The 20,442-nt window shown below is 58.4% G+C and carries 14 protein-coding genes; 6 read left to right on the forward strand and 8 right to left on the reverse strand.

Annotated elements, in window-relative coordinates; translation table 11 throughout:
- The first annotated feature begins 90 nt into the window (after window positions 1-90).
- Window positions 91-2,229, forward strand: coding sequence for a DNA helicase RecQ (gene recQ, locus NJC38_RS15555; RefSeq protein ID WP_253115571.1), 2,139 nt, complete (start codon window positions 91-93; stop codon window positions 2,227-2,229).
- Between the two features lie 13 nt (window positions 2,230-2,242).
- Here the strand turns inward: recQ and NJC38_RS15560 are convergent, their stop codons facing one another.
- Window positions 2,243-3,304, reverse strand: a complete 1,062-nt coding sequence (locus tag NJC38_RS15560) for a transposase (protein WP_253115572.1) — start codon at window positions 3,302-3,304, stop codon at window positions 2,243-2,245.
- Window positions 3,305-3,512: 208 nt separating this feature from the next.
- Here NJC38_RS15560 and NJC38_RS15565 point away from each other — a divergent pair, with 208 nt between their 5' ends.
- Entirely contained in the window at window positions 3,513-3,950 is a 438-nt protein-coding gene (locus tag NJC38_RS15565; RefSeq protein WP_045481173.1) for a MarR family transcriptional regulator, read from the forward strand.
- Between the two features lie 147 nt (window positions 3,951-4,097).
- On the forward strand, window positions 4,098-6,398 hold the full coding sequence (locus NJC38_RS15570) for a FimV/HubP family polar landmark protein (RefSeq protein WP_253115650.1): 2,301 nt from the start codon (window positions 4,098-4,100) through the stop codon (window positions 6,396-6,398).
- 108 nt (window positions 6,399-6,506) lie between these two features.
- On the opposite strand, the gene NJC38_RS15575 is transcribed toward NJC38_RS15570, so the two are convergent.
- Entirely contained in the window at window positions 6,507-6,917 is a 411-nt protein-coding gene (locus NJC38_RS15575) for a PA2817 family protein (protein ID WP_045481171.1), read from the reverse strand.
- Between the two features lie 66 nt (window positions 6,918-6,983).
- Window positions 6,984-9,431, reverse strand: coding sequence for an acyl-CoA dehydrogenase (locus tag NJC38_RS15580; RefSeq protein ID WP_253115573.1), 2,448 nt, complete (start codon window positions 9,429-9,431; stop codon window positions 6,984-6,986).
- A 135-nt stretch (window positions 9,432-9,566) separates the two neighbouring features.
- Between NJC38_RS15580 and NJC38_RS15585 the strand changes: the two genes are divergently transcribed.
- The 3 genes from NJC38_RS15585 to NJC38_RS15595 all read left to right on the forward strand — a co-directional run bounded on the left by NJC38_RS15585 (window position 9,567) and on the right by NJC38_RS15595 (window position 12,080).
- The gene (locus NJC38_RS15585; RefSeq protein ID WP_253115575.1) at window positions 9,567-10,190 is read left to right on the forward strand and encodes a glutathione S-transferase; all 624 of its coding nucleotides are present in this window, start codon (window positions 9,567-9,569) and stop codon (window positions 10,188-10,190) included.
- Window positions 10,191-10,359: 169 nt separating this feature from the next.
- The gene (locus NJC38_RS15590; RefSeq protein WP_045481161.1) at window positions 10,360-11,292 is read left to right on the forward strand and encodes an ABC transporter ATP-binding protein; all 933 of its coding nucleotides are present in this window, start codon (window positions 10,360-10,362) and stop codon (window positions 11,290-11,292) included.
- Window positions 11,292-12,080: an ABC transporter permease gene (locus NJC38_RS15595; RefSeq protein WP_045481157.1), complete on the forward strand. Its 789-nt coding sequence runs from the start codon at window positions 11,292-11,294 to the stop codon at window positions 12,078-12,080. The genes NJC38_RS15590 and NJC38_RS15595 overlap by 1 nt, the downstream gene beginning before the upstream one ends.
- A 19-nt stretch (window positions 12,081-12,099) precedes the next feature.
- Here NJC38_RS15595 and NJC38_RS15600 read toward each other — a convergent pair whose 3' ends face one another.
- From NJC38_RS15600 to tssI, 5 genes are all read right to left on the reverse strand, one after another.
- On the reverse strand, window positions 12,100-13,026 hold the full coding sequence (locus tag NJC38_RS15600; RefSeq protein WP_253115576.1) for a DUF6708 domain-containing protein: 927 nt from the start codon (window positions 13,024-13,026) through the stop codon (window positions 12,100-12,102).
- A 203-nt stretch (window positions 13,027-13,229) separates the two neighbouring features.
- Window positions 13,230-14,120 carry a DUF6708 domain-containing protein gene (locus NJC38_RS29175; RefSeq protein WP_366856018.1) on the reverse strand — a complete coding sequence of 297 codons (891 nt, stop codon included), beginning with the start codon at window positions 14,118-14,120 and terminating at the stop codon, window positions 13,230-13,232.
- Window positions 14,121-14,157: 37 nt separating this feature from the next.
- The gene (locus NJC38_RS15610) at window positions 14,158-17,442 is read right to left on the reverse strand and encodes a toxin VasX (RefSeq protein WP_253115578.1); all 3,285 of its coding nucleotides are present in this window, start codon (window positions 17,440-17,442) and stop codon (window positions 14,158-14,160) included.
- Window positions 17,439-18,290 carry a DUF4123 domain-containing protein gene (locus NJC38_RS15615; RefSeq protein ID WP_253115581.1) on the reverse strand — a complete coding sequence of 284 codons (852 nt, stop codon included), beginning with the start codon at window positions 18,288-18,290 and terminating at the stop codon, window positions 17,439-17,441. Before NJC38_RS15615 ends, NJC38_RS15610 begins: the two co-directional genes overlap by 4 nt.
- Complete coding sequence (tssI, locus tag NJC38_RS15620) at window positions 18,287-20,302, reverse strand: type VI secretion system tip protein VgrG (protein ID WP_253115583.1); 2,016 nt, start codon at window positions 20,300-20,302, stop codon at window positions 18,287-18,289. The genes NJC38_RS15615 and tssI overlap by 4 nt, the downstream gene beginning before the upstream one ends.
- Window positions 20,303-20,442: the final 140 nt, after the last annotated feature.

Below are 20,442 nucleotides of genomic sequence, written 5' to 3' on the forward strand. Positions count from 1 at the left end.
GCTGAGTAGGGCGCTCGGGTATACTGCCGCGTTTGTAGCCGCGCGGCTCGACCGACGCGGCCTGCTGTAGCAGCACAACCCGGGGTTTTTATGCTCGAACAGGCTCAACGCATTCTCAAGGACATCTTCGGCTACGACAGCTTCCGGGGGCGCCAGGGTGCGATTATCGAGCGCGTGGCCAGCGGCGGCGATGCTTTGGTGTTAATGCCCACCGGCGGCGGCAAATCGCTGTGCTTCCAGGTGCCCGGCCTGTTGCGCGACGGCCTTTGCGTGGTGGTGTCGCCGCTGATCGCGTTGATGGACGACCAGGTGGCGACCCTCGATGAACTGGGGGTGTCGGCCGCCGCGCTGAACTCGACCCTGAGCGCCGAGCAGCAGCGTGAACTGGCCGCGCGCATGCGCCAGGGCCAGCTCAAAATGCTTTACCTGGCGCCCGAGCGGCTGGTTCAGCCACGGATGTTGTCGTTCCTGCAGAACCTCAATATTGCGCTGTTCGCTATTGATGAAGCGCACTGTGTATCGCAATGGGGTCATGATTTCCGTCCCGAATACCTGCAACTGGGTCAACTGGCCGAGCTGTTTCCCGATGTGCCGCGCATCGCCCTGACGGCTACAGCCGACAAGCGGACCCGCGAAGAGATCGTCACCCGTCTGCATTTGCAAAATGCCGAGCGCTTTTTGTCGAGCTTCGACCGGCCCAACATCTTTTATCGCATCGTGCCCAAAGAGCAGCCGCGCAAGCAGTTGCTCGCGTTCCTGTCCGAGCGGCGCAGTGATGCCGGTATTGTTTATTGCCTGTCGCGCAAAAAGGTTGAGGAAGTGGCCGAGTTTCTCAGCAACAGCGGCTACCCGGCGCTGCCTTACCACGCCGGCCTGCCCGCCGAGACCCGGGCCAGCAACCAGCGGCGCTTCCTTAACGAGGAAGGCCTGATCATGGTCGCCACCGTGGCGTTTGGCATGGGCATCGACAAGCCCAACGTGCGCTTTGTCGCGCACCTGGACCTGCCCAAGTCGCTGGAAGCTTATTATCAGGAGACCGGCCGCGCAGGGCGTGACGGTTTGCCCGCTGACGCCTGGATGGCCTACGGCCTGCAGGATGTGCTGATGCTCAAGCAAATGCTGCAAAACTCTGAGGGCGACGAGCGGCACAAGCGCCTGGAGCAGCACAAGCTCGATGCCATGCTGGCACTGTGTGAAGAAACTCGCTGCCGGCGCCAGGCACTGCTGGCCTACTTCGACGAAGAGCTGCCACAACCCTGTGGGCACTGTGACAATTGCGTCGACGGGGTGCAGACCTGGGATGCCACCGAGCCTGCCCGCCAGGCGCTGTCGGCGATCTACCGGACCGGCCAGCGCTACGGGGTGGGCCATCTGGTGGACGTCTTGCTCGGCAAGTCTACCGACAAGGTGCAGAACTTCGGTCATCAGCATCTGGCGGTGTTCGGGGTTGGCAAAAGCCGCTCGGAAGGTGAGTGGCGCACCTTGTTCCGGCAACTGGTCGCCCGTGGCCTGGCCGATATCGACCTGGAAGGTTACGGCGGGCTGCGCCTGACCGACAGTTGCCGGCCCTTGCTGCGCGGTGAGGTCAGCCTAGAACTGCGCCGCGATCTCAAGGCCCAGACCAGTACCAGCCGCAGTAGCGGCGGCAGCGGTAGCCCGGCCAGCCAACTGGTGCGTGGTGAAGAGCGCGAACAGTGGGACGCGCTGCGTGCCCTGCGCCGACGCCTGGCGCAAGAGCATGGGGTGCCGCCGTACGTTATCTTTCCGGACTCGACCCTGCTGGAAATGCTCCGGGGTCAGCCACGCTCGATGGCCGAGATGGCCAGGGTCAGTGGCGTGGGCGCGCGCAAGCTGGAGCGTTACGGCGAAGCCTTCCTTGAAGTGCTCAGTGGTCAGGCCGAGGCGCCCAAGGTGGTGGCCGACCTGCGCCACGAACTGATCAGTCTGGCCCGTGCCGGCATGACCCCGATTCAGATCGCCGGGCAGTTGCAATGCTCGGAAAAGAATGTCTACAGCCTGCTGGCTGAAGCCATTGCCAGCCAGCAACTGTCGCTTGAGCAGGCGCTTGATCTGCAGGCCGAACTGCAAGAAGAAATCCAGGACGCGTTTCTCGACGGCGAGGGCGAGCTGCCGGCGGTCAGCGATGTGGCCGCGCGATTCAGCGGTCGGGTCCCAGAAGGGGTGTTGTATTGCGTGCGTGCCGCCCTGCAGTCGGAGTTCGAGGCTTGACATCCTCCCCGTCCTAAAGGGCGGGGATTCCCACAACTGGACGCTCATGCCCGAGCGCGAGAATGTTCTTTGCGGCGTTGACGTCGCGGTCGTGGGTGGCACCGCACCCACAACAAGTCCATTCCCTTATTCCAAGCCCTGCGATACCTCTCGGCCTCGAGTCCGGCAATTGATTGCAGCTCGAACAGGTTTGGGTGGTGTTTCTCTCGCTAACAATCTTGAAAACCGTGCCTGCGTAATCGCATTTGTATTCCAGCATGGTTTTCAATTGACCCCAGCCGGCGTCCAGCACCGACTTGGCCATTCTGGTTTTTGCGAGTTTCAGTGAGTTCACATCGCCCACCACAATAACGCCACAACGCGCTACCAGCGCGTTGCTGAACTTATGCAGGCAATCCTTGCGGCGGTTCGCAATCTTGGCGTGAATCGCCCGCACACGGGCCTTCTTGCCAGCGCGCTGGGCCGTGCCCAGCGCGCTCTCCAGATCCCGGTAGAACTTGCCGCTTTCAAGGCGATCACCGTCGCTGCAGGTGGCCGTGGTTTTCAGTCCGAGGTCGATACCCACTGCGTCCTGGCCTGGCGATAACTGGCGGTCGACCTCGACCACGACGTTGAAATACCAGCGTCCACGGGTGTCTTCGTTGAAGCTACCGGATCTGAATTTAAAACCCGCCAGGCCGTAGCTGTCCCAGACCTTGAAGTGCTGTTTGTTGAAGACGACCTGGCCGTTTTTCCAGACAGCAGCGCCGGCCTTGAGGGGCACCCAGCCCAGGCTGCGCCGAGCGCCGCCCGAGCAGCGCCAGCGTAGCTGGCGCTTTTTGAACTGCTTGCGCCGTGTGACATATTCGTCGGCAACAGCCTGCACCGATTGGCTGTGCAGGCTCAGGTCTTTGCCGGCCCCGTTGGTGTACTTGTGAATGTCGAACGCCGACAGAAAACGACCACGCTCACGAATCGAGCGACGGCTCAACTCGTTTACGTAGTTCCACACAAAATTCACGGCACGAGAAGCTTCACGCAGCTGCGCTGCGTGCTTGTCTCGCACTCGAACCTTGAGGGTTTTGGTCGCTTTCATTTCAGTCATGAAATACAGAATAGGGGCGGTTTTGTGGATTTTAACCCCTATGACCGCTTCGCGGTGGCGCTTTCATCCCCCACCTGAAGGAAGGGGCTTTTCGCGCCAGCTTGGTAACAGGTTGCGACGAAAGGTCTCGGCGCTGCGCTTGATCGCGGCAAGAGGCCATGCTTAGCTGGCTAATAATTAGATTAACCATGAGTTTGTTATGCCTTTGACTGATGAACACCGCTTCGGGATGCAACTGGCCCAGATGACCCGTGGCTGGCGCGCCGAGCTGGACCGGCGGCTGGCGGGTCTGGGCTTGTCCCAGGCCCGTTGGCTGGTGCTGCTGCATCTGGCCCGCTTCAATGATGAGGCGCCGACCCAGCGTGAGCTGGCGCAGAGCGTCGGCGTCGAAGGGCCGACCCTGGCCCGCTTACTCGACAGCCTTGAAACCCAGGGCCTGGTTCGCCGCCAGGCGGTTGTCGAAGACCGTCGGGCGAAGAAGATCCTGCTCTGCGACAGCGCCGCGCCGCTGATCGCGCAGATCGAATCCATCGCCAATACCCTGCGCGCCGAGTTGCTCACCGGTGTCGATGAAACAGAACTGCAACTTTGCATGCGGGTGCATGCGCGCATACTGGAAAACCTGGAAAGAACCTGAAGCGTGGCAGCGGGTTCTCGCTCATACTTGGGCACAATTCAATGCGGGAAGCCAGGATCGGTTTCCATAAGGGGTCGCATGCTGAACAGAGTGGAGCGCGGCGTAAAAGTTGCCCTGAAGGCAGGCGGACGTCGCCACGGGTTGGCGATGTGGGTAGCGCTTTGCTCGCTGGGCTGGTCGGGTATGGCCGCGGCATTGGGGATGGGCGAGATCCGTTTGCACTCGGCGCTCAACCAGCCGTTGAACGCCGAGATTCAGTTGATCGAGACCGCTGGCCTCGACCCTGAAGACATCGTCGTCAAGCTTGCTTCACCCGACGCATTCACCAAAGCGGGTATCGAACGGGTCTTCTTCCTCAATGACCTGCGCTTTACGCCGGTCATTCGCGGCAATAGTGGCTATATACAGGTCTCGTCGAACAAGGCTGTGGTCGAGCCCTACCTGAGTTTTGTTGTGCAGTTGTCCAGACCCAACGGTGACCTGCTGCACGAATACACCTTGTTGCTCGATCCGGCCAACACCCCCGAGGGCCTGGCGGCGACGCGTAACCGCAAGCCGCTTCAAGAAACAACCGTGCAGGATTCGCGCATGCCCAAGGCGCCCCCCATGGCGGTGCAGGGCAAGCATTACATCGTTACCGACGGCGACACGCTCAACAGCATCGCTCGCCGGTTGCAGGGCCCCGGCAGCAACGGTTCGGCGGCGCAATTGGCAGACGGCATCCAGGCGCTCAACCCGCAGGCATTTCCGACTGGCGCGGGCAGTGCCCTGCGGGCCGGGCAAAACCTGCTGTTACCAGACGCTGCGGTAGTTCCCAAACCGCCTGCCGTCGAACCGTCAGCCGCTGACGCCGTTGCAGTGCCTGCTGTGGCGGATGCCCAGAAAGCGGCGCAACTGGCTGCCGATGCCATTGAAAACCAACAGCTCGAAGACTTGAAGAGCCTCAATCGCGCGTTGCAGGAACAGGTGTTCGAGCGCGACAAGGCCGTCACTGTCTTGCAGGCCCGGCTGGCCGAAATGCGTGATGCCGCTCAGGCTCCGGACCTGAGCACGCGAGCGATTGCCGGTAACCCGGCGGCACCTGCTGCTGTGGTTGCGCCAGCCGCGGCGCCCGCAGCTGAACAGGCCAGCACCGACAATCCTCTGTTCAGCCTGCCGGTGTTACTCGGTGTGGTTGCAGCGTTGCTGCTGTTGATCCTCGGTTTGCGGCTGCGCCAACGTCGCCAGAGCGTGTCGACGCCTGAGCATGTTGAGCCAGCCGTCAGTGACGAGCGGCTGATCAAGCCGGCTCAAGCGGTGGCGCTGCCCGTCTACGAAGTTCCTGTCGTCGCGCCTCCGGCTGCCGCGCCTGTGCAGAGCGCCAGTAATGGCGCGTCGTTGAACAAGGTAACGAGCAGCCAGCGTCTTTCCGGGGCGGCGCCGGATGCGCTGGATGGTGTGAGCATCTACATCGCTTATGGGCGTTTTAATGAAGCCTTGGCTATCTTGCGTGACGCCCTGAGCAAGCAGCCTGAGCGAGCAGACGTTCGCGAACGTATTCTTGAGCTGCTTGGCGAACAGGGCGACATCGCGGGATTCGAGCAGCAAGAGCAGGCAGCATTGGAACATGGCCTGAGTCGTGAACAGATCCAGGGAATACGTGATCGTTACCCGCAGCTCAAACCGTCACCCGCCGTTGCCGCCACAGGGGTGGCCGTGGGCGCCGCAGCGGCGGCTGCTGCGGTTACCGCGATGGCCGGACCGGCAGTTGCTGAACCCGCGCAACCGAAGCCTGAAACCCCGGCACAACTGGACGAAACTGCAGCCGCTGCGCTCAATCCGGAGCACGACGATGAGTTCCAGCTGAACCTGGATGATTTGTCCATGGACGCTGACTGGGATCTGGTCGATCCGTTTGACAAGCCAGCGCGCCATGGCAAGGCCGAGGTGCCCGAGGCTGCACCGCTGGATCCGCACTTTGCATCCAACCTCACCGAATTGCCGGAAGTCTTCGAACTCGATGACGAGCCGTTTCGGGTGGCGTCTGTCGAGTCCGCGCAAGCTCTTGAGGCGGATGATTCTCTGGACCTGGATTATGGTGCAGATGATTCTATCGAGATCATCGCGCCCTCCGGTGTCGATCAGTCGCTGTCGGGCTTTGATCTGCTGGACGGGCTGGAGGAGTTTTCCGGGCTGGATGAGCAGAACATCCAGCCCATCGAACTGGTCGAGCCAGGCGACAATGACGCGCTGGACGATGCATTTCTCGACAGTTTTGCCGACGACGACGGCATGGAATTCGACCTGATGGAACTGGACGAAGAGCCGCTGACTCAAGTCAATCAGGCTCAGTTGATGATCGATGAAGGTGACGTTGACGGCGCGCGGCGGCTGCTGGAACAGGTGGTCGAACACGGCGACGAGGCGCATCAGCAGATGGCCAGAGACTTGTTGTCGAGCCTGGACTGATTCTTCAGGCAAACAAAAGGGGTCGATCACGACCCCTTTTTCTTTGCCTCAAAAACCATGGCGCTGCCTGCGCGGCTAAGGCGGAGCACCGCCCGGCCACTTCTGCAATCAGTGCGACGGCCCTTGGGTATTCAGCGACAGCAGCTGTTTTTCCTGAGCCCAGTCGAAGGGTTCGTCATTTTCTTCGGCTTCAAAGCGACGCTCCTCCAGGGCCTGGTAGAGGTCGATCTCTTCATCTGGCATGAAGTGCAGACAATCGCCGCCGAAGAACCACAGCAGGTCGCGAGGCACCAGGTGGGCGATCTGCGGGTAACGTTGAATCACCTGGCACATCAGGTCCTGGCCCAGATACTGGCTTTGCAGCGGGTCTTGCGGCAGTTGCTCGATCAACTCGTCGAAGCGCTCCATGAACAGCGCGTGGTTGGCTTCTTCCACCTGTTCGGCCTCGCCCAAGGCAACCAGAATGCTGCGCAGGTGGGTCAGCAGAGCCAGATGATGGTTGAGAATGGCGTCGGCCATGATGAAATCCTCGGATGTAAAAAAGGCGCGAGAGTATAAGCCTCATCGCGCCCGCTGTGGGATTGGTTATCTGACCTTGTCAGGGGCAGGCGCCAACTGCTCTTTGCTGAAGTCGTCGACGTCGATCACTTTGCGCCGCGCCTGCTCGGCTTGTTCCAGGCTGTGCGCTTCTGCGCTCTGCAGCACTGCGGCGCGTACCGCGGCATCAATCAGCGACTCGTCACCGTGCACCTGGACCTGCCCCGATTTGACCGCCAGTTGCAGTTTGCGGCGTATCGCCTGACTGCCTTGAACCTGCTGGTGAGCATGGTTGAGCGCACCGACGGCATCCTCCTGCGCTTGCGGGCGGTAGCAACCAGCCAGCAGTTGCTCCAGGGCCGGATCACCTTTGCTGCGGCCCAACAGTTGCGCGACTCGGGCATCGAGAGCGTCGTCAGGGCCTTTGTGACGGCGGCCGAACGGAAATACCACCGCCCGCAACGCACAGCCCAGCAAGCGGTTGGGGAAGTTGCGCAGCAACTGATCAAGCGCACGCTCGGACTCGCCGAGGCTTTCTTCCATGGCCCACTGCAACAGCGGACGCAGATAATCAGGCGAGTCAAGATCGTGGTAGCGCTTGAGCGCTGCCGAGCCCAGGTAGAGGTGGCTGAGCACATCGCCCAGGCGCGCCGACAGGCGCTCGCGGCGTTTCAGCTCGCCGCCGAGCAGCATCATGCTCAGGTCAGCCAGCAGGGCAAAGGCGGCGGCCTGACGGTCCAGCGCGCGGAAATAGCCCTGGCTGAGACTGTCGCCGGGACGTTTGTCGAAGCGTCCCAGGCCCAGATTGAGTATCAGGGTGCTGGCGGCGTTGCCCACCGCAAAACCGATATGGCGCATCAGCAGGTCATCGAACTCGTACAGTGCCCGGTCATGATCTTCACGGCTGGCCAGGGCCATTTCCTTGAGTACGAACGGGTGGCAGCGGATCGCGCCCTGACCGAAGATCATCAGGTTGCGCGAGAGAATATTCGCGCCTTCGACGGTGATGAAGATCGGTGCGGTCTGCCAGTTGCGCGCCAGGTAGTTGTTCGGACCCATGACGATGCCTTTACCGCCATGCACATCCATGGCGTGGCTGATGCATTCACGGCCGCGTTCAGTCAGGTGGTATTTGAGGATCGCCGACAGTACCGACGGTTTTTCGCCCAGATCCACAGCATTGGCGGTCAGGATCCGTGCGCTGTCCATCAGCCAGGCATTGCCGCCGATCCGTGCCAGCGCTTCTTGAATACCTTCGAAGGCCGACAGTGGGACGTTGAACTGCTCGCGTACCTGCGCGTACTGGCCAGTGACCAGGCTGGTGTACTTGGCCGCGCCGGTGCCTACCGCTGGCAACGAGATGGAGCGACCCACCGACAGGCAGTTCATCAGCATCATCCAGCCTTTGCCAAGCATTTGCTGGCCACCGATCAGGTAATCCAGCGGCACAAATACATCCTTGCCGCTGTTCGGCCCGTTCATGAAGGCGGCGCCCAGCGGCAGGTGACGGCGGCCGATCTCGACACCGGGGGTATCGGTGGGGATCAGCGCCAGGCTGATGCCCAGCTCGGTCTGCTCGCCGAGCAGATGATCAGGGTCGTAGGCTTTGAACGCCAGGCCCAGCAAGGTCGCCACCGGGCCGAGGGTGATGTAGCGTTTTTCCCAGTTCAGGCGCAGGCCGATGACTTCCTGACCCTGCCACTGGCCTTTACAGATGATCCCGGTGTCGGGCATTGCCCCGGCGTCGGAGCCTGCCAGTGGGCCGGTGAGGGCAAAGCAGGGAATGTCGTCGCCACGGGCCAGGCGGGGCAGGTAATGGTTACGCTGTTCTTCGGTGCCGTAATGCAGCAGCAATTCTGCCGGGCCGAGCGAGTTGGGCACCATCACGGTGGAGGCCAGGTCGCCACTGCGAGTCGCCAGCTTCATTGCGACTTGCGAGTGCGCGTAGGCAGAGAAGCCCTTGCCGCCATACTGCTTGGGAATGATCATGGCAAAGAAGCCATGCGCTTTGATGTGCGCCCAGGCCTCTGGTGGCAGGTCCATGTCCTGGCCGATCTGCCAGTCGCTGACCAGCGCGCAGAGTTCTTCGGTCGGGCCATCGATGAACGCCTGCTCTTCTTCGGTCAGGGTCGCCGGCGGGTAGGCGAGCAGGGTGTTCCAGTCCGGACGACCGCTGAACAGCTCGCCATCCCACCACACAGTACCGGCGTCGATGGCATCGCGCTCGGTGTCGGACATCGGCGGCAACACTTTCTTGAACCATTTGAACATCGGCGCACTGAAGTGTTTGCGGCGCAGATCCGGCAGCACCAACGGCAGCAGCACGGCCAGCCATGCCAGCCAGAAAATGCCCAGCAACCAGCCCGGCGCGTGGCTCCAGATGCCCATGGCCAGCAGATAAAGGGCGATTACACCCAATATTGCGATAGGGGTAACGCGGCGGTGCGCCAGCCAGGCGCTGCCTACCAGCAATCCTGCGATCCACAACAACAGCATAAATAATCCTCCGTGACGGCGACGGTCGGGCCGTGTTCATAACATGGTTAGTGACCCTGCATGAGCCAGTAAGTTGCGACCGTTACAGGGTAGACTGGTCAGCGACGAATGGCGGTCATCACAGGAGGTAAGCAAATGCTCAAGATCTGGGGACGCAAGAATTCCAGCAACGTACGCAAGGCACTGTGGATTGCAGAAGAAGTCGGAGTGCCGTACCTGAGCCAGGACGCTGGCGGTGCCTTTGGCCTGGTCGACGAGCCAGAGTACCGGGCAAAGAACCCCAACGGCCGGGTGCCGATGATTGAAGACGGCGACTTCGTGCTCTGGGAATCCAATGCCATCGTGCGCTACCTGGCCGCGCGTTACGGCGCAGCGTCAGGGCTGTATCCGGCTGATCCGCAAGTGCGCGCGCAGGCTGACAAATGGATGGACTGGACCACCTCGACGCTGGCCGAAGCCTTTAAACCGGTGTTCTGGGGCGTTGTGCGCACTGCGCCGCAAAAGCAGGACTGGGACTTCATCAACCAAAGTATCCAGACGCTGCATGGCCTGCTGGCAATCCCTGATGCCGCGCTGGCCGATCAGCCGTACCTGTCCGGCGATGCCTTTGGGATGGGCGATATTCCGCTGGGCAGCTTTGCCTACGCCTGGTTCGAGATGCCCATTGAGCGCCCTGAGCTGCCTCATTTGCAGGCCTGGTACGAGCGGCTCAAGACGCGTGCGGCTTATCGCAAGGCGGTCATGACGCCATTGACCTGAATGGCGTTAAAACTGTCGGCAGACGATCGTGTCCCGGCTCGATATTTATTATTAATGAATGTGTCTGTACTTGAGCGGTCTGTCCTAGCACCATTGCAGCATCTATTCGAGCGCCTCGTGCGCTCGTTCATAACCAGAAACTTTCTTCCTGATGGGTACGTTTTCCGCCATGAGTTCTGCTCTGTCCATTCGACAGCTCACAAAGACCTACGGCAACGGCTTCCAGGCCCTCAAGGGCATCGATCTGGACGTCGCCGAAGGTGACTTTTTCGCCTTGCTTGGCCCCAACGGCGCCGGCAAATCCACCACCATCGGCATCCTGTCGACCCTGGTCAACAAGACCAGCGGCAGCGTGAATATCTTCGGCCACGACCTGGACCGCGAACCGGCTGCGCTCAAGCGTTCGATTGGTGTCGTGCCGCAGGAATTCAACTTCAACCAGTTTGAAAAGACCTTCGACATCGTCGTCACCCAGGCGGGTTACTACGGCATCCCGGCACGTATCGCCAAGGAACGCGCCGAGCAGTACCTGACCCAGTTGGGCCTGTGGGACAAACGAGACGTGCCTTCGCGCTCGTTGTCTGGCGGTATGAAGCGTCGGTTGATGATTGCCCGGGCGCTGATCCACGAGCCGCGCCTGCTGATTCTCGACGAGCCGACCGCAGGCGTGGACATCGAGCTGCGTCGCTCGATGTGGACCTTTCTGACCGAATTGAACCAGAAAGGCATCACCATCATCCTTACCACGCACTATCTGGAAGAGGCCGAGCAACTGTGCCGCAACATCGGCATCATCGACCACGGTGAGATCGTGCAGAACATGGGGATGAAGCAATTGCTCAACACCCTGACCGTTGAAACCTTCGTGCTCGACCTCAAGCAGTCGTACAGCGCTGCGCCGCAACTGCCGGGGTTTGCCAGCAAGCTGATCGACAGTCATACCCTGGAAGTACAGGTCGACAAGAATATCGGCATCACCGCGCTGTTCAGCCAACTGGCCCTGCAAGGCATTGAAGTGCTGAGCCTGCGCAACAAAGCCAATCGCCTTGAGGAGTTATTTGTGTCCCTGGTGGAGAAGAACCTGGCCAAGGTGGCCCAATAATGAGTACCCAGAACAGCGAATTGCGCCCCAATCTGGTTGCCCTGAACACCATCGTCTACCGCGAAGTGCGGCGCTTCATGCGCATCTGGCCGCAGACCCTGCTGCCGCCAGCGATCACCATGGTTCTGTACTTCGTGATCTTCGGTAACCTGATCGGCCGCCAGATCGGCGACATGGGCGGCTTCAGCTACATGCAGTACATCGTGCCGGGGCTGATCATGATGTCGATCATCACCAACTCCTACGGCAACGTGGTGTCGAGCTTCTTCGGCGCCAAATTCCAGCACTCGATCGAAGAACTGATGGTCTCGCCGGTCTCCCCGCACACCATCCTTGTTGGCTACGTACTGGGCGGGGTACTGCGCGGTCTGATGGTCGGCCTGATCGTGACCCTGCTGTCGATGTTCTTCACTGACCTGCAGGTCCATCACCTGGGCGTGACCGTCGTGGTGGTGCTGCTGACCGCGACCATTTTCTCGCTACTGGGTATGGTCAACGCCGTCTTTGCCCGCAACTTCGACGACATCTCGATCATCCCGACCTTCGTGCTGACTCCGCTGACCTATCTGGGTGGCGTGTTCTACTCCATCAGCCTGCTGCCACCGTTCTGGCAGACCGTCTCGTTGGCCAACCCGGTCCTGCACATGGTCAACGCCTTCCGCTACGGCATCCTCGGCGTGTCCGACATCAGCATCAGCATCGCCATGGCCTTCATGGTCGGTGCAACCGCAGTGCTTTACCTGTTCTGCATCCGCCTGCTGGTCAGCGGACGCGGCATGCGTCAGTAACCGCTGATTGCCCGCCGGGTCATGAGACCCGGCGCGCCTCGTACTCGGCCAATGCGGCCTGAAACTCGGCGGAGGGCCTGGCCCACTGCTCCGGCGGCAGGGGTTTTGACCATTCGATGATATCGGGGTGGTCGAGGTCGGGCAGGGGATAGAGCTTCTTGCGCTCCAGATAATCGGCCAGTAGTACGTTGAAGACGAACAGGCCAAAAAAACCATCCCAGAGCAGGGTGAGGAACCAGCCTTTGCGCTTGGCGGCTTCTTTCAGGTCATCCAGATAGCTGGCGAAGATGCCTTTGGTGCGGGTGAATCTGGAGGTTCCGGTCGAGACCACAGCGTCGGGTCCTACTTCCATATAGGTACGGATGCATTCCCACAACGCCATAGCAGGTTCACCGCCCCCACAATAAAAACCTAGCAGGTAGTTCTGATTATCTTTCTTCACTGTTAGAGGATTATTCAGACCTATATACAGCATGCCTTGAGTGACTTTTCCTCCTTGACTCATGCTCGAAGCCTGAGTGGCCACTGCAACGACTTGCTCCCAAGGCACAAACCAGTAATCGCCGTTTTCTCTGACGACGCAAGCTTCACGTCGATGGCGATTGAAACGAACAGGGTTGGGGGACGGGCGGCGTAAGGCGGGTGCTATAAAGTAAAGGGCGATGCACAATCCAACTAACCCTGCTGCCCAAATCATCCAATATGTGTCTATGTTTAGGTATTTCAGCAGAGAACCCATTCCTAAAAAGAGCAGGAGTTGAAACCATACAAGACGAATGGTGGCGGAAAGGGTGAAGCTTCCGATGTCCATGTATGTATCGTTCTTTCGCCAGATAATCCCTAATGAGTCCCCAGGCTTCTGGCCGGTGGGTATTGGTAATGGAGCCAAATAGTCGCTTCGGCGAAATACGGTCTTTTTGCATGTGCCTGCTTCAGGGAACGTCATGTTTTGGTCCCGGTATTGTGAGTGTTTCCTCGTAAGTGCCCAATTTGTGTAATTTCGCCTTGTTCAGCATATAGGCTTCGTGCTTGCGTAAGGGGATGGGGCCATTGTTGGGGTCCATGGTAAAAGCCAAGCCGTCCTCGCCACCGATGATATGCTGGTCAGCGGACGCGGCATGCGTCAGTAACCGCTGATTGCCCGCCGGGTCATGAGACCCGGCGCGCCTCGTACTCGGCCAGCGCGACCTGAAATTCGGCAGAAGGCCTGGCCCACTGCTCCGGCGGCAGGGGTTTTGACCATTCGATGATATCGGGGTGGTCGAGGTCGGGGAGAGGATAAAGCTTCTTGCGCTCCAGATAATCGGCCAGCAGTACGTTGAAGAAGACCAGGCCAAAAAAGCCATCCCAGATCAGGGTGAGGATCCAGCCTTTGCGCTTGGCGGCTTCTTTCAGGTCATCCAGGTAGCTGGCGAAGATGCCTTTGGTGCGAGTGAATTTTCTTGAGGGTTCATGGACCGCATCGGGACCTGATTCCATGTAGGTGCGTATGTATTCCCAATAGCTTGCCGCCATTTCTTCATCTGGGCAGTTAAAGGTTAACTCGTGACAATCTTTTTCAACACGCTCTCTAGGATGTGGGCTGTCGAAACGCACATTCAGGAACCCAAGACTCATGCCGCTTCTTCTAGCGGTTTCTGAAGTGTAGTGCGCCGTGGCTATTACGCTTTCCCAAGGTATTATCCAATAGACGTCTTGTGCTCTCATAACACATATTTCTCGACGTTGGCGATTGAAGCGTACAGGTAAAGGTGTTGGTTTTTTTAAGCCTTTATAAAAAATTGGGAGTGTGGCCAGTGTTATGGCTAGACTGGTTATTAATAGCCAGGGGACGACGTTAGGTGTAAGGTTTTTTAATGCGAGTGCCAGTGACAGGTAAAGAATTACGTTAAACCATATTAGTGTTGCGGCTGTGCCGGTGTTGTACTGGTTTATGTCAAGGAATACCTCGTTCTTCCGCCAGGCTATGTCTGAGGCGTCAGAGGGCGAGCGTCCGGTAGGTAAAGGCAGTGGGGAGAATTGAGTTATTCTAAGGGCCAATTTAAGTTCTCTGGAAGAGGTGTCTGTAGTTGTGCGCTCAGTGGAGCGGAAGCGAGCGGCGCTGGACGCCGATTCTATGAAGTCTGGCTTTGCTCAACGTAGGGGCCTCATGAGGCCTAAGTGAAATAACTCCATCTTCTGCAGTGATGGTATAGATCAGCCCAGAATCACCGCCAATAGAATGATTTATTCCCAGTAAAGACGTTATAGGGGTGCTGTATTTTATCTTTATGGAAATACTTCTAGGAAGTGAGCCCATCACAGTGTCTGTTAGGTAGCGACCCGTAAGGCGCAGGCCTTGCCCTTCGTTGGCAGGAATCCATTTGTAATGAGCTGTTTTTAACCAGTGGCTGCCCATATCTCGCATTCGGTAAGGAGGTTCGGTCAACCCTGGCGTTCCCCAGATGTCCATCCATAGCCGGTAATCAACCGGGTCGCCGATCATTGCCAGTTCCAGGTAAACGCCGTCGGGGGTGGCTCCCGGCAAGTCGATAGATAACGATTGCAGATGCGGTTTGTTACGCATCGGAAACTGACCGTCAGTAGGTACGTGTGAGCTTATACTTTCGTAATTTATGCGCGGCGTATAAACTAGAGCGAGCAAGTGCTCCAGCTCTTTTTGTTGAGTCCCATGATCAAGTGGTGACCTCTCTTTAGCTCGTTGGATGGACCAGCAGCATTGGTAGAGAAAGTTCTGGAGTGGGGTTTGTTGGAAGAGCCATGTTATAAGGTAGGCTCCGCCGAGTATCGCAATTATTACGAGCAGTGGTGCGATTGCGGCACCTGCACCGGCCAATCCCGCTCCAATGGTCATTGTGCCTGCCAATATAGCTATGGTGTAGCGAGAGGCTATTAGGGTTTGAGCGGTGAACGCCAATATTTGTAAACTAACGATGTTTTTGCGTGCTTCTAGCCAAGGATCCACAATGTAGTTCGAACTATCGATTTGTTTTTTCAACGATTGAAATTCATTGACGGCTGCTCCGATTGACAAGGCTCCTATGATTGAGCTGAAAAAGGTTTGAGTCGCGGTAAAGCTTAGGCCAATTTTTAGCTGGTTGATGCCGAAACCTTTACGGATCACGCTATCGATGACAGCCACTAACGCCGCAGAAGCATAAAGCGTAGCCGAAGCTGTTTCATAGTTTCTCTGTTCATCCATCCTCTCGACCGCATTAGCCTGATTCAGATATCTGCTGGCATTCCAGATGTTCAAGGTCAAAACAATCAGCGCGGTCACGCCGCCGCTGCTCTTTACAGCTCTGCTATTAATAATCTGGGCTGCACGTCCGCTTTTGATATGGTCGCTGGTGAGTTTCGTCCAGTCCTTCAGTTCATCGACATTTTTACCAAATGCTTCTAGCGTCCGGAAGTTTTTATTGGTTACCCATCTGAATGCGATCTGGGTTTTGATATGGGTAAATATCATCAGACTCATCCATACACGGCTTATGCGGTCGAGTTCCCCCTTCAGGAGCATCACGGTAGGTGCCATGCGGTTGACCAAGGTTACCCAGCGACTGTTGCTTTCCGTGCGCTGCATGAACGTCAGTATTGATCTGGTTGATGCCCCCAATATTCCGGATAAGCCAGCCTGAATATTGCTTCGATTTTCGTCTCCAAGCGCTACAAGTACTTCTCCTAAACGAGTTTCAGAGTTCAAGGCCATTTCCAGGCTGGGGCTCCAGGAAAAGAACAGTTGGCGCAATGCACCCTTGTCCTGGCTACGCACATACTCTGCGAACTGTTCTGCGCCCTGGCTGTAATTACATTGTTCGGAAAGGCAGGCGGCGGCCAGCTGGTCCAGCCAATTACGATAATTAATGTCGTCGTAATCGACGAACCAAGTACCACTCTCGTGACGGTAAAGAAAGATATCCCTGTCTGCATGGAGCCGTCTGTGGTGTACTTCGACGCTTTTGTAGTGGTCGGGGGCGGTCACGTCCAGCCAGTTATTCATTGTGCTCAGGTCAATATATTCTCCTATCTTGCCACTGAATTTACCTGATCTTTGATTGTGAGTCTTATGTTGTCTATAAACACGAGTCTCTATTTCCACATCTTTTTGTAGCTTTACAGGGATGAAATTGTTCACTGGTTTTTTTAACAGGCTGATTTCTTCCTTGAGGCTGGCGAGTTTCTGCTTGCCTTCCGGGGTGATCAATACAGCACTGGCGTTTGCGAGTCGTGATTCTTCGAAGCGAAGAGGATCCAGACGCTCATGGATTTTTAAGAGCGTATTTCCTTGTTCCGGGGTTATTTTTAGCTTCTCCTCCTTAAACCGATAATTAATCAGGTTCGCCAGCTCCGCCCCATCCTCTGTCATCAGGCTGCGGATGAATCCACCCACGGTCAGACGAATCTGGTTGTCGCTGACCCACTGTTGGTGGGCGTCTTCGAACTGACTCTGGTCCCGGTCGATATCACGCAACACACCCAAGTCATCATCCAGGCAGGCAAACACTGCCCAGCACTCAGCGGCTTCTTGTCGTGCGCTGTCCAGCCATTTTCGGGTGTGCAGAGGCTGCCATGCTGCGGCGCTCCACTGGCCTGGAGCGGGGCGGCCCTGAGGTGCTTCAGCGTGCTTGGAGGCGATGCGGTCACGCTCGCCGACCCAATACATGGCATCCGTCCAAGCCTTGCTGGTCTCAGCGGTCGGGTTGGCAAACATCTGTTCCTTGAGCTGTTCTGCCTTCTTGTACTCGGCATCACCATTGAGCTGGTGATCACTGACCACGCCCCAGTGGTAGGTTTGCGGCATGAGTTCGGCAATGACCTGTTCTGCTGCCTCCAGTGGTGGGCAATGGGCGGCGCTCAAGTGGTTGGCAACCTGTGGTAAATCCAGCCGACGCATGCGTTTCTGGCGGGTGCCGGGGTCATTCAGTGCTTCGCAACTCCGGGCATTGAGCGGGTACTCGGCATACATCAGCCAGGCAGGCGAATGTTTGTCTAGCGCAAGTCCCGTAAGGCTGCCGTTAAGGGTGATGGTGTCATCATCGGTCAGCGGTTGCGGTTCGAGCATGCCTTGCGGGCAGATTGCAAAGCGTTGTAGCGGGCCGGGGCTTTGCCACAGGTAGAGAAAACCTTCGCGTAGCCGGCGTACCGCCATGGGGTGGCTCTGCGGCTCGACACCGGGCTGGCAACTGGCATGGTCGGCCGGGTACTCCGCCAGGGCGTAACGTGTCGGTACGACGAAGAGCTTGCCCTGGCTGGCCGGGCAGGTAGCAACCAGGCTGTCTATATCCTGACGAGGGCGTTGCCCGGCAGCCCGTTCGGCCTGGCTCAGGTTCAGCAGTGCGGATGAAGAGGATTTGTCGGTCATGTCTTTGCTTGCGCCGTGCGGGTCAGTTGCAGGGTCAATTCTTCAAGCAGCGCATCCAGGCGTTGCTGGGGGCTGGAGCTGGGTGCTTCAAGGATCTGGCGGTATGCCTGGTGCGCAGGTGCCGCAGGAAAATCAGGGCCTAGATGGGCATAGAGGCTGACCCAGCGAGTGACCTGGTCATCCGTGCCATAGCCATGGCGAGCGGCACTGAGCCTGCATGCCTTTGCCCATGCACGATGCGCGGTGGTGTCCATGCCGGCCAAAGCGAAGGGGAAGTAGCGGCGGCAATGCTCAATCAAGTGTTGATCGAACTGCTGGCGTTGCACCTGGCCAAGGACATCGAGCTGTTCTGCGCTCAGGTGCAGCCAGGGTTTTGCCTGGTAACGCTGGCTGTCTGCTGCAGTTTCGCTGCGGTTGATCAGCAGTTCGTTGTTGTCATCGTCGGGCAGGCGGATCAATTGCACGGGGCCCATGAGACGGTCTTGTTCGAACGTTTGCAGGTCTGCCAGCCACAGGCGGGTAATACGTGGGTCGTAATAGCGGAATAACACTGTCACGTCGCCGTCGAGGTTGACATGTACCAGGCTGCGCAGGTGATCCAGCAGCTCGGTTTCGCTGGCCTCGGTTTCAAGCCAGATTCCTGCTCGCGAGCGCCACTGCGTGTGGAACAGGTCTGCAAGCTTGCTGCCAGCGACTACGGGAACCAGTAGCGGGCCGCAGTCGGCCAGCTCGGCATAGGCTGTGTTCAGGTACAGCGGATGGCATGCCATGAACTCGCCAACCTGTAATAAGTGTTGATCCAGACCGTCGATCTGCGCGCTGTCCAGAAGCAGGTAGGAACGCCTCATGCATTGCGCTCCTTGAGTTTGTGGCACACAGCACATACCGGGGCGGCCTTGCCTGCGGCGTTGCGCAATGCCTGTTTCTGTACATTGAGGGTCAGGTTTTGCAGTGCTGTCAGCGGTGCGGGCTGCGCCGCTAACGCCGGTGCGCCGGGTAGCGGGACGCCGCCGGGCAGGATTGGGCTGCTACTGAAAATACCGCCAGCGCCGAGTAGCAAGTGCTGGCCGCCGGCCTTGAGGGTGATGCTGGCGCCACCGTCGATAATCAGGTGCGCGCCGGATTTGATATGCACCTGCTGGCCAGCCTCAACTGTCAGAATCTGGCCGACCCGAACATGGCGGTTCTGGTCAGCCTGCAGATAATCGTCGGCTTTGATTTGTGTCTTGCGGTCGGCGTTGACCGTGCGCTGTTCTTCACCTTCCAGCACGCTGGTGCTGTTGCCTTTGATGGTTTCCTGCCGGTCGTTGCCCACCTCGAGACGGCTGTCGTGGTTGATCTTCTGTTCCATGTCACGCTGGGCGCGCAGGTAGATCAGTTCCTGGCCGGCCAGGTCTTCGATATGTAGCTCGCTGAAACCGCCATTGTGCGGTGTGCTGTGGCTGCGCAGCACGCTACGGGTCTTGCGCTCGGGCAGTGGGTAGGGCGGCATGTTGAGGTTGTTGGGCAGGCAGCCACTGACAATCGGGTGGTCCGGGTCGCCTTCGAGAAAGCTCACCAACACTTCCATGCCGACCCGAGGGAGGACCGTTGCGCCAAATGTATCGCCAGCCCAACTGGAGGCTACTCGCAGCCAGCAACTGCTGAACTCGCCCGCTTGGTCGTTCCGATCCCAATGGAACTGCACCTTGATTCGCCCGTATTCATCACAATGAACATCATGGTTGTCAGGGCCTGTTACCCGGGCAGTCTGGCTGCCGGCAATTTTGGGTCGGCTGTGGGGCAGCGGTGGACGAAAGAACGTGTCCGAGGGTGTTGCCGTAAAACGGTTTCGATAGCCTTCTACCATACCGTCGACTTTGCGTGCGGCTTCTTCAAGTACCTGCGGCTGGTAGCCCTGATGCTCAAGCCGGGTCAGTAGCCAGGTATCGTTCCACTCCGTGCGGGGGTGATCGGTGAGTGCTACGAAATGCCCGCTGACCAGGCCGGGATGGTCACTCTCGCCATCTGCCTGACGGTAGTCTGCCCGGCGGCTTTCCAGCGCCCGCTGGGTCAAGGGTTTGCCGCGTTCTTCACCCGTGAAGCGCCCTGGCCAGCGATAGTCTTCCAGATTCGGCTGGATGATCTGCGGGTCGGGACCTGCCTGATATTCCAGACGCCGGCCGGCTTTGCGGAAGTCATAGTCACGGCGTGTGGTGCGGGCGGTGCGTGCTTCCAGGCGCACACCCAGACGCCGGACCACCTGCGTTTCGGCTTGCAGGCCTGCGACCGGTTGGTAGCGCAGCTCGAAACCCAGTTTGCGAAACATCGTCTGGTGGTCGGCGAACACCAGAATGTGCATATCCCTGCTGTGCTCGAAGTGGTAGTGCAGGCCTTCTTCCGCGCACAGGCGCTGGACGAATTGCAGATCGCTTTCGCCATATTGCACGCAATATTCGCGAGGTTTGTATTTCATTGTGAGCCGGAATTGGCAGGTATCGCTGAACAGCCCATGCTCTTTGAGGATCTGCTCAATGATTTGTTGAACTGAGCGGGCCTGGAAGATGCGGTGGTTGATACGGTATTGCAGATAGCTCAGACGAGGCACCAGAGTCAGTCTGTAATGTGTCAGGCGCATGCCGCTGATGCCTTGCTCGACCCGCTGGATCTGGCCGTGAATGCCTGCGCCCTGGCTGTTGAAAGCCAGAAAGACCATCTGATGCAGCAATGCGTCCAGATCCAGTTGCGGGTCTTCGCTGACCGCTTCGATATTGAATCGATAGGGCATGCTGATGGCTTCTTCGCCGCTAAACGAAAGCACTTGCAGGTCGTGCTGCGGATTCTTGAGGTGCAGGCTCAATAGCTGATCTGTGGCATGCATCTGCTGTTACCCGTTCAAGGCGCCAAAGTTGAAACCCTACCAAGCGGCCACACGGAAAAATGCAGGATGCTTCTGCGGTATTTGTAGGAAGTCGGTGCACGACTGAGCGAACATTCGCCGGTCAAATCCCGCAATAATCT

This window comes from Pseudomonas sp. 21LCFQ010 (assembly GCF_024129905.1).
Lineage (GTDB): Bacteria > Pseudomonadota > Gammaproteobacteria > Pseudomonadales > Pseudomonadaceae > Aquipseudomonas.

Coding starts and splice junctions, on each gene's coding strand:
- NJC38_RS15590 (WP_045481161.1), top strand. CDS start 10,360: ATGAGTTCTGCTCTGTCCATTCGACAGCTCACAAAGACCTACGGCAAC.
- NJC38_RS15560 (WP_253115572.1), bottom strand. CDS start 3,304: ATGAAAGCGACCAAAACCCTCAAGGTTCGAGTGCGAGACAAGCACGCA.
- NJC38_RS15585 (WP_253115575.1), top strand. CDS start 9,567: ATGCTCAAGATCTGGGGACGCAAGAATTCCAGCAACGTACGCAAGGCA.
- NJC38_RS15610 (WP_253115578.1), bottom strand. CDS start 17,442: ATGACCGACAAATCCTCTTCATCCGCACTGCTGAACCTGAGCCAGGCC.
- tssI (WP_253115583.1), bottom strand. CDS start 20,302: ATGCATGCCACAGATCAGCTATTGAGCCTGCACCTCAAGAATCCGCAG.
- recQ (WP_253115571.1), top strand. CDS start 91: ATGCTCGAACAGGCTCAACGCATTCTCAAGGACATCTTCGGCTACGAC.
- NJC38_RS15565 (WP_045481173.1), top strand. CDS start 3,513: ATGCCTTTGACTGATGAACACCGCTTCGGGATGCAACTGGCCCAGATG.
- NJC38_RS15575 (WP_045481171.1), bottom strand. CDS start 6,917: ATGGCCGACGCCATTCTCAACCATCATCTGGCTCTGCTGACCCACCTG.
- NJC38_RS15570 (WP_253115650.1), top strand. CDS start 4,098: ATGTGGGTAGCGCTTTGCTCGCTGGGCTGGTCGGGTATGGCCGCGGCA.
- NJC38_RS15580 (WP_253115573.1), bottom strand. CDS start 9,431: ATGCTGTTGTTGTGGATCGCAGGATTGCTGGTAGGCAGCGCCTGGCTG.
- NJC38_RS15615 (WP_253115581.1), bottom strand. CDS start 18,290: ATGAGGCGTTCCTACCTGCTTCTGGACAGCGCGCAGATCGACGGTCTG.
- NJC38_RS15600 (WP_253115576.1), bottom strand. CDS start 13,026: ATGACGTTCCCTGAAGCAGGCACATGCAAAAAGACCGTATTTCGCCGA.
- NJC38_RS15595 (WP_045481157.1), top strand. CDS start 11,292: ATGAGTACCCAGAACAGCGAATTGCGCCCCAATCTGGTTGCCCTGAAC.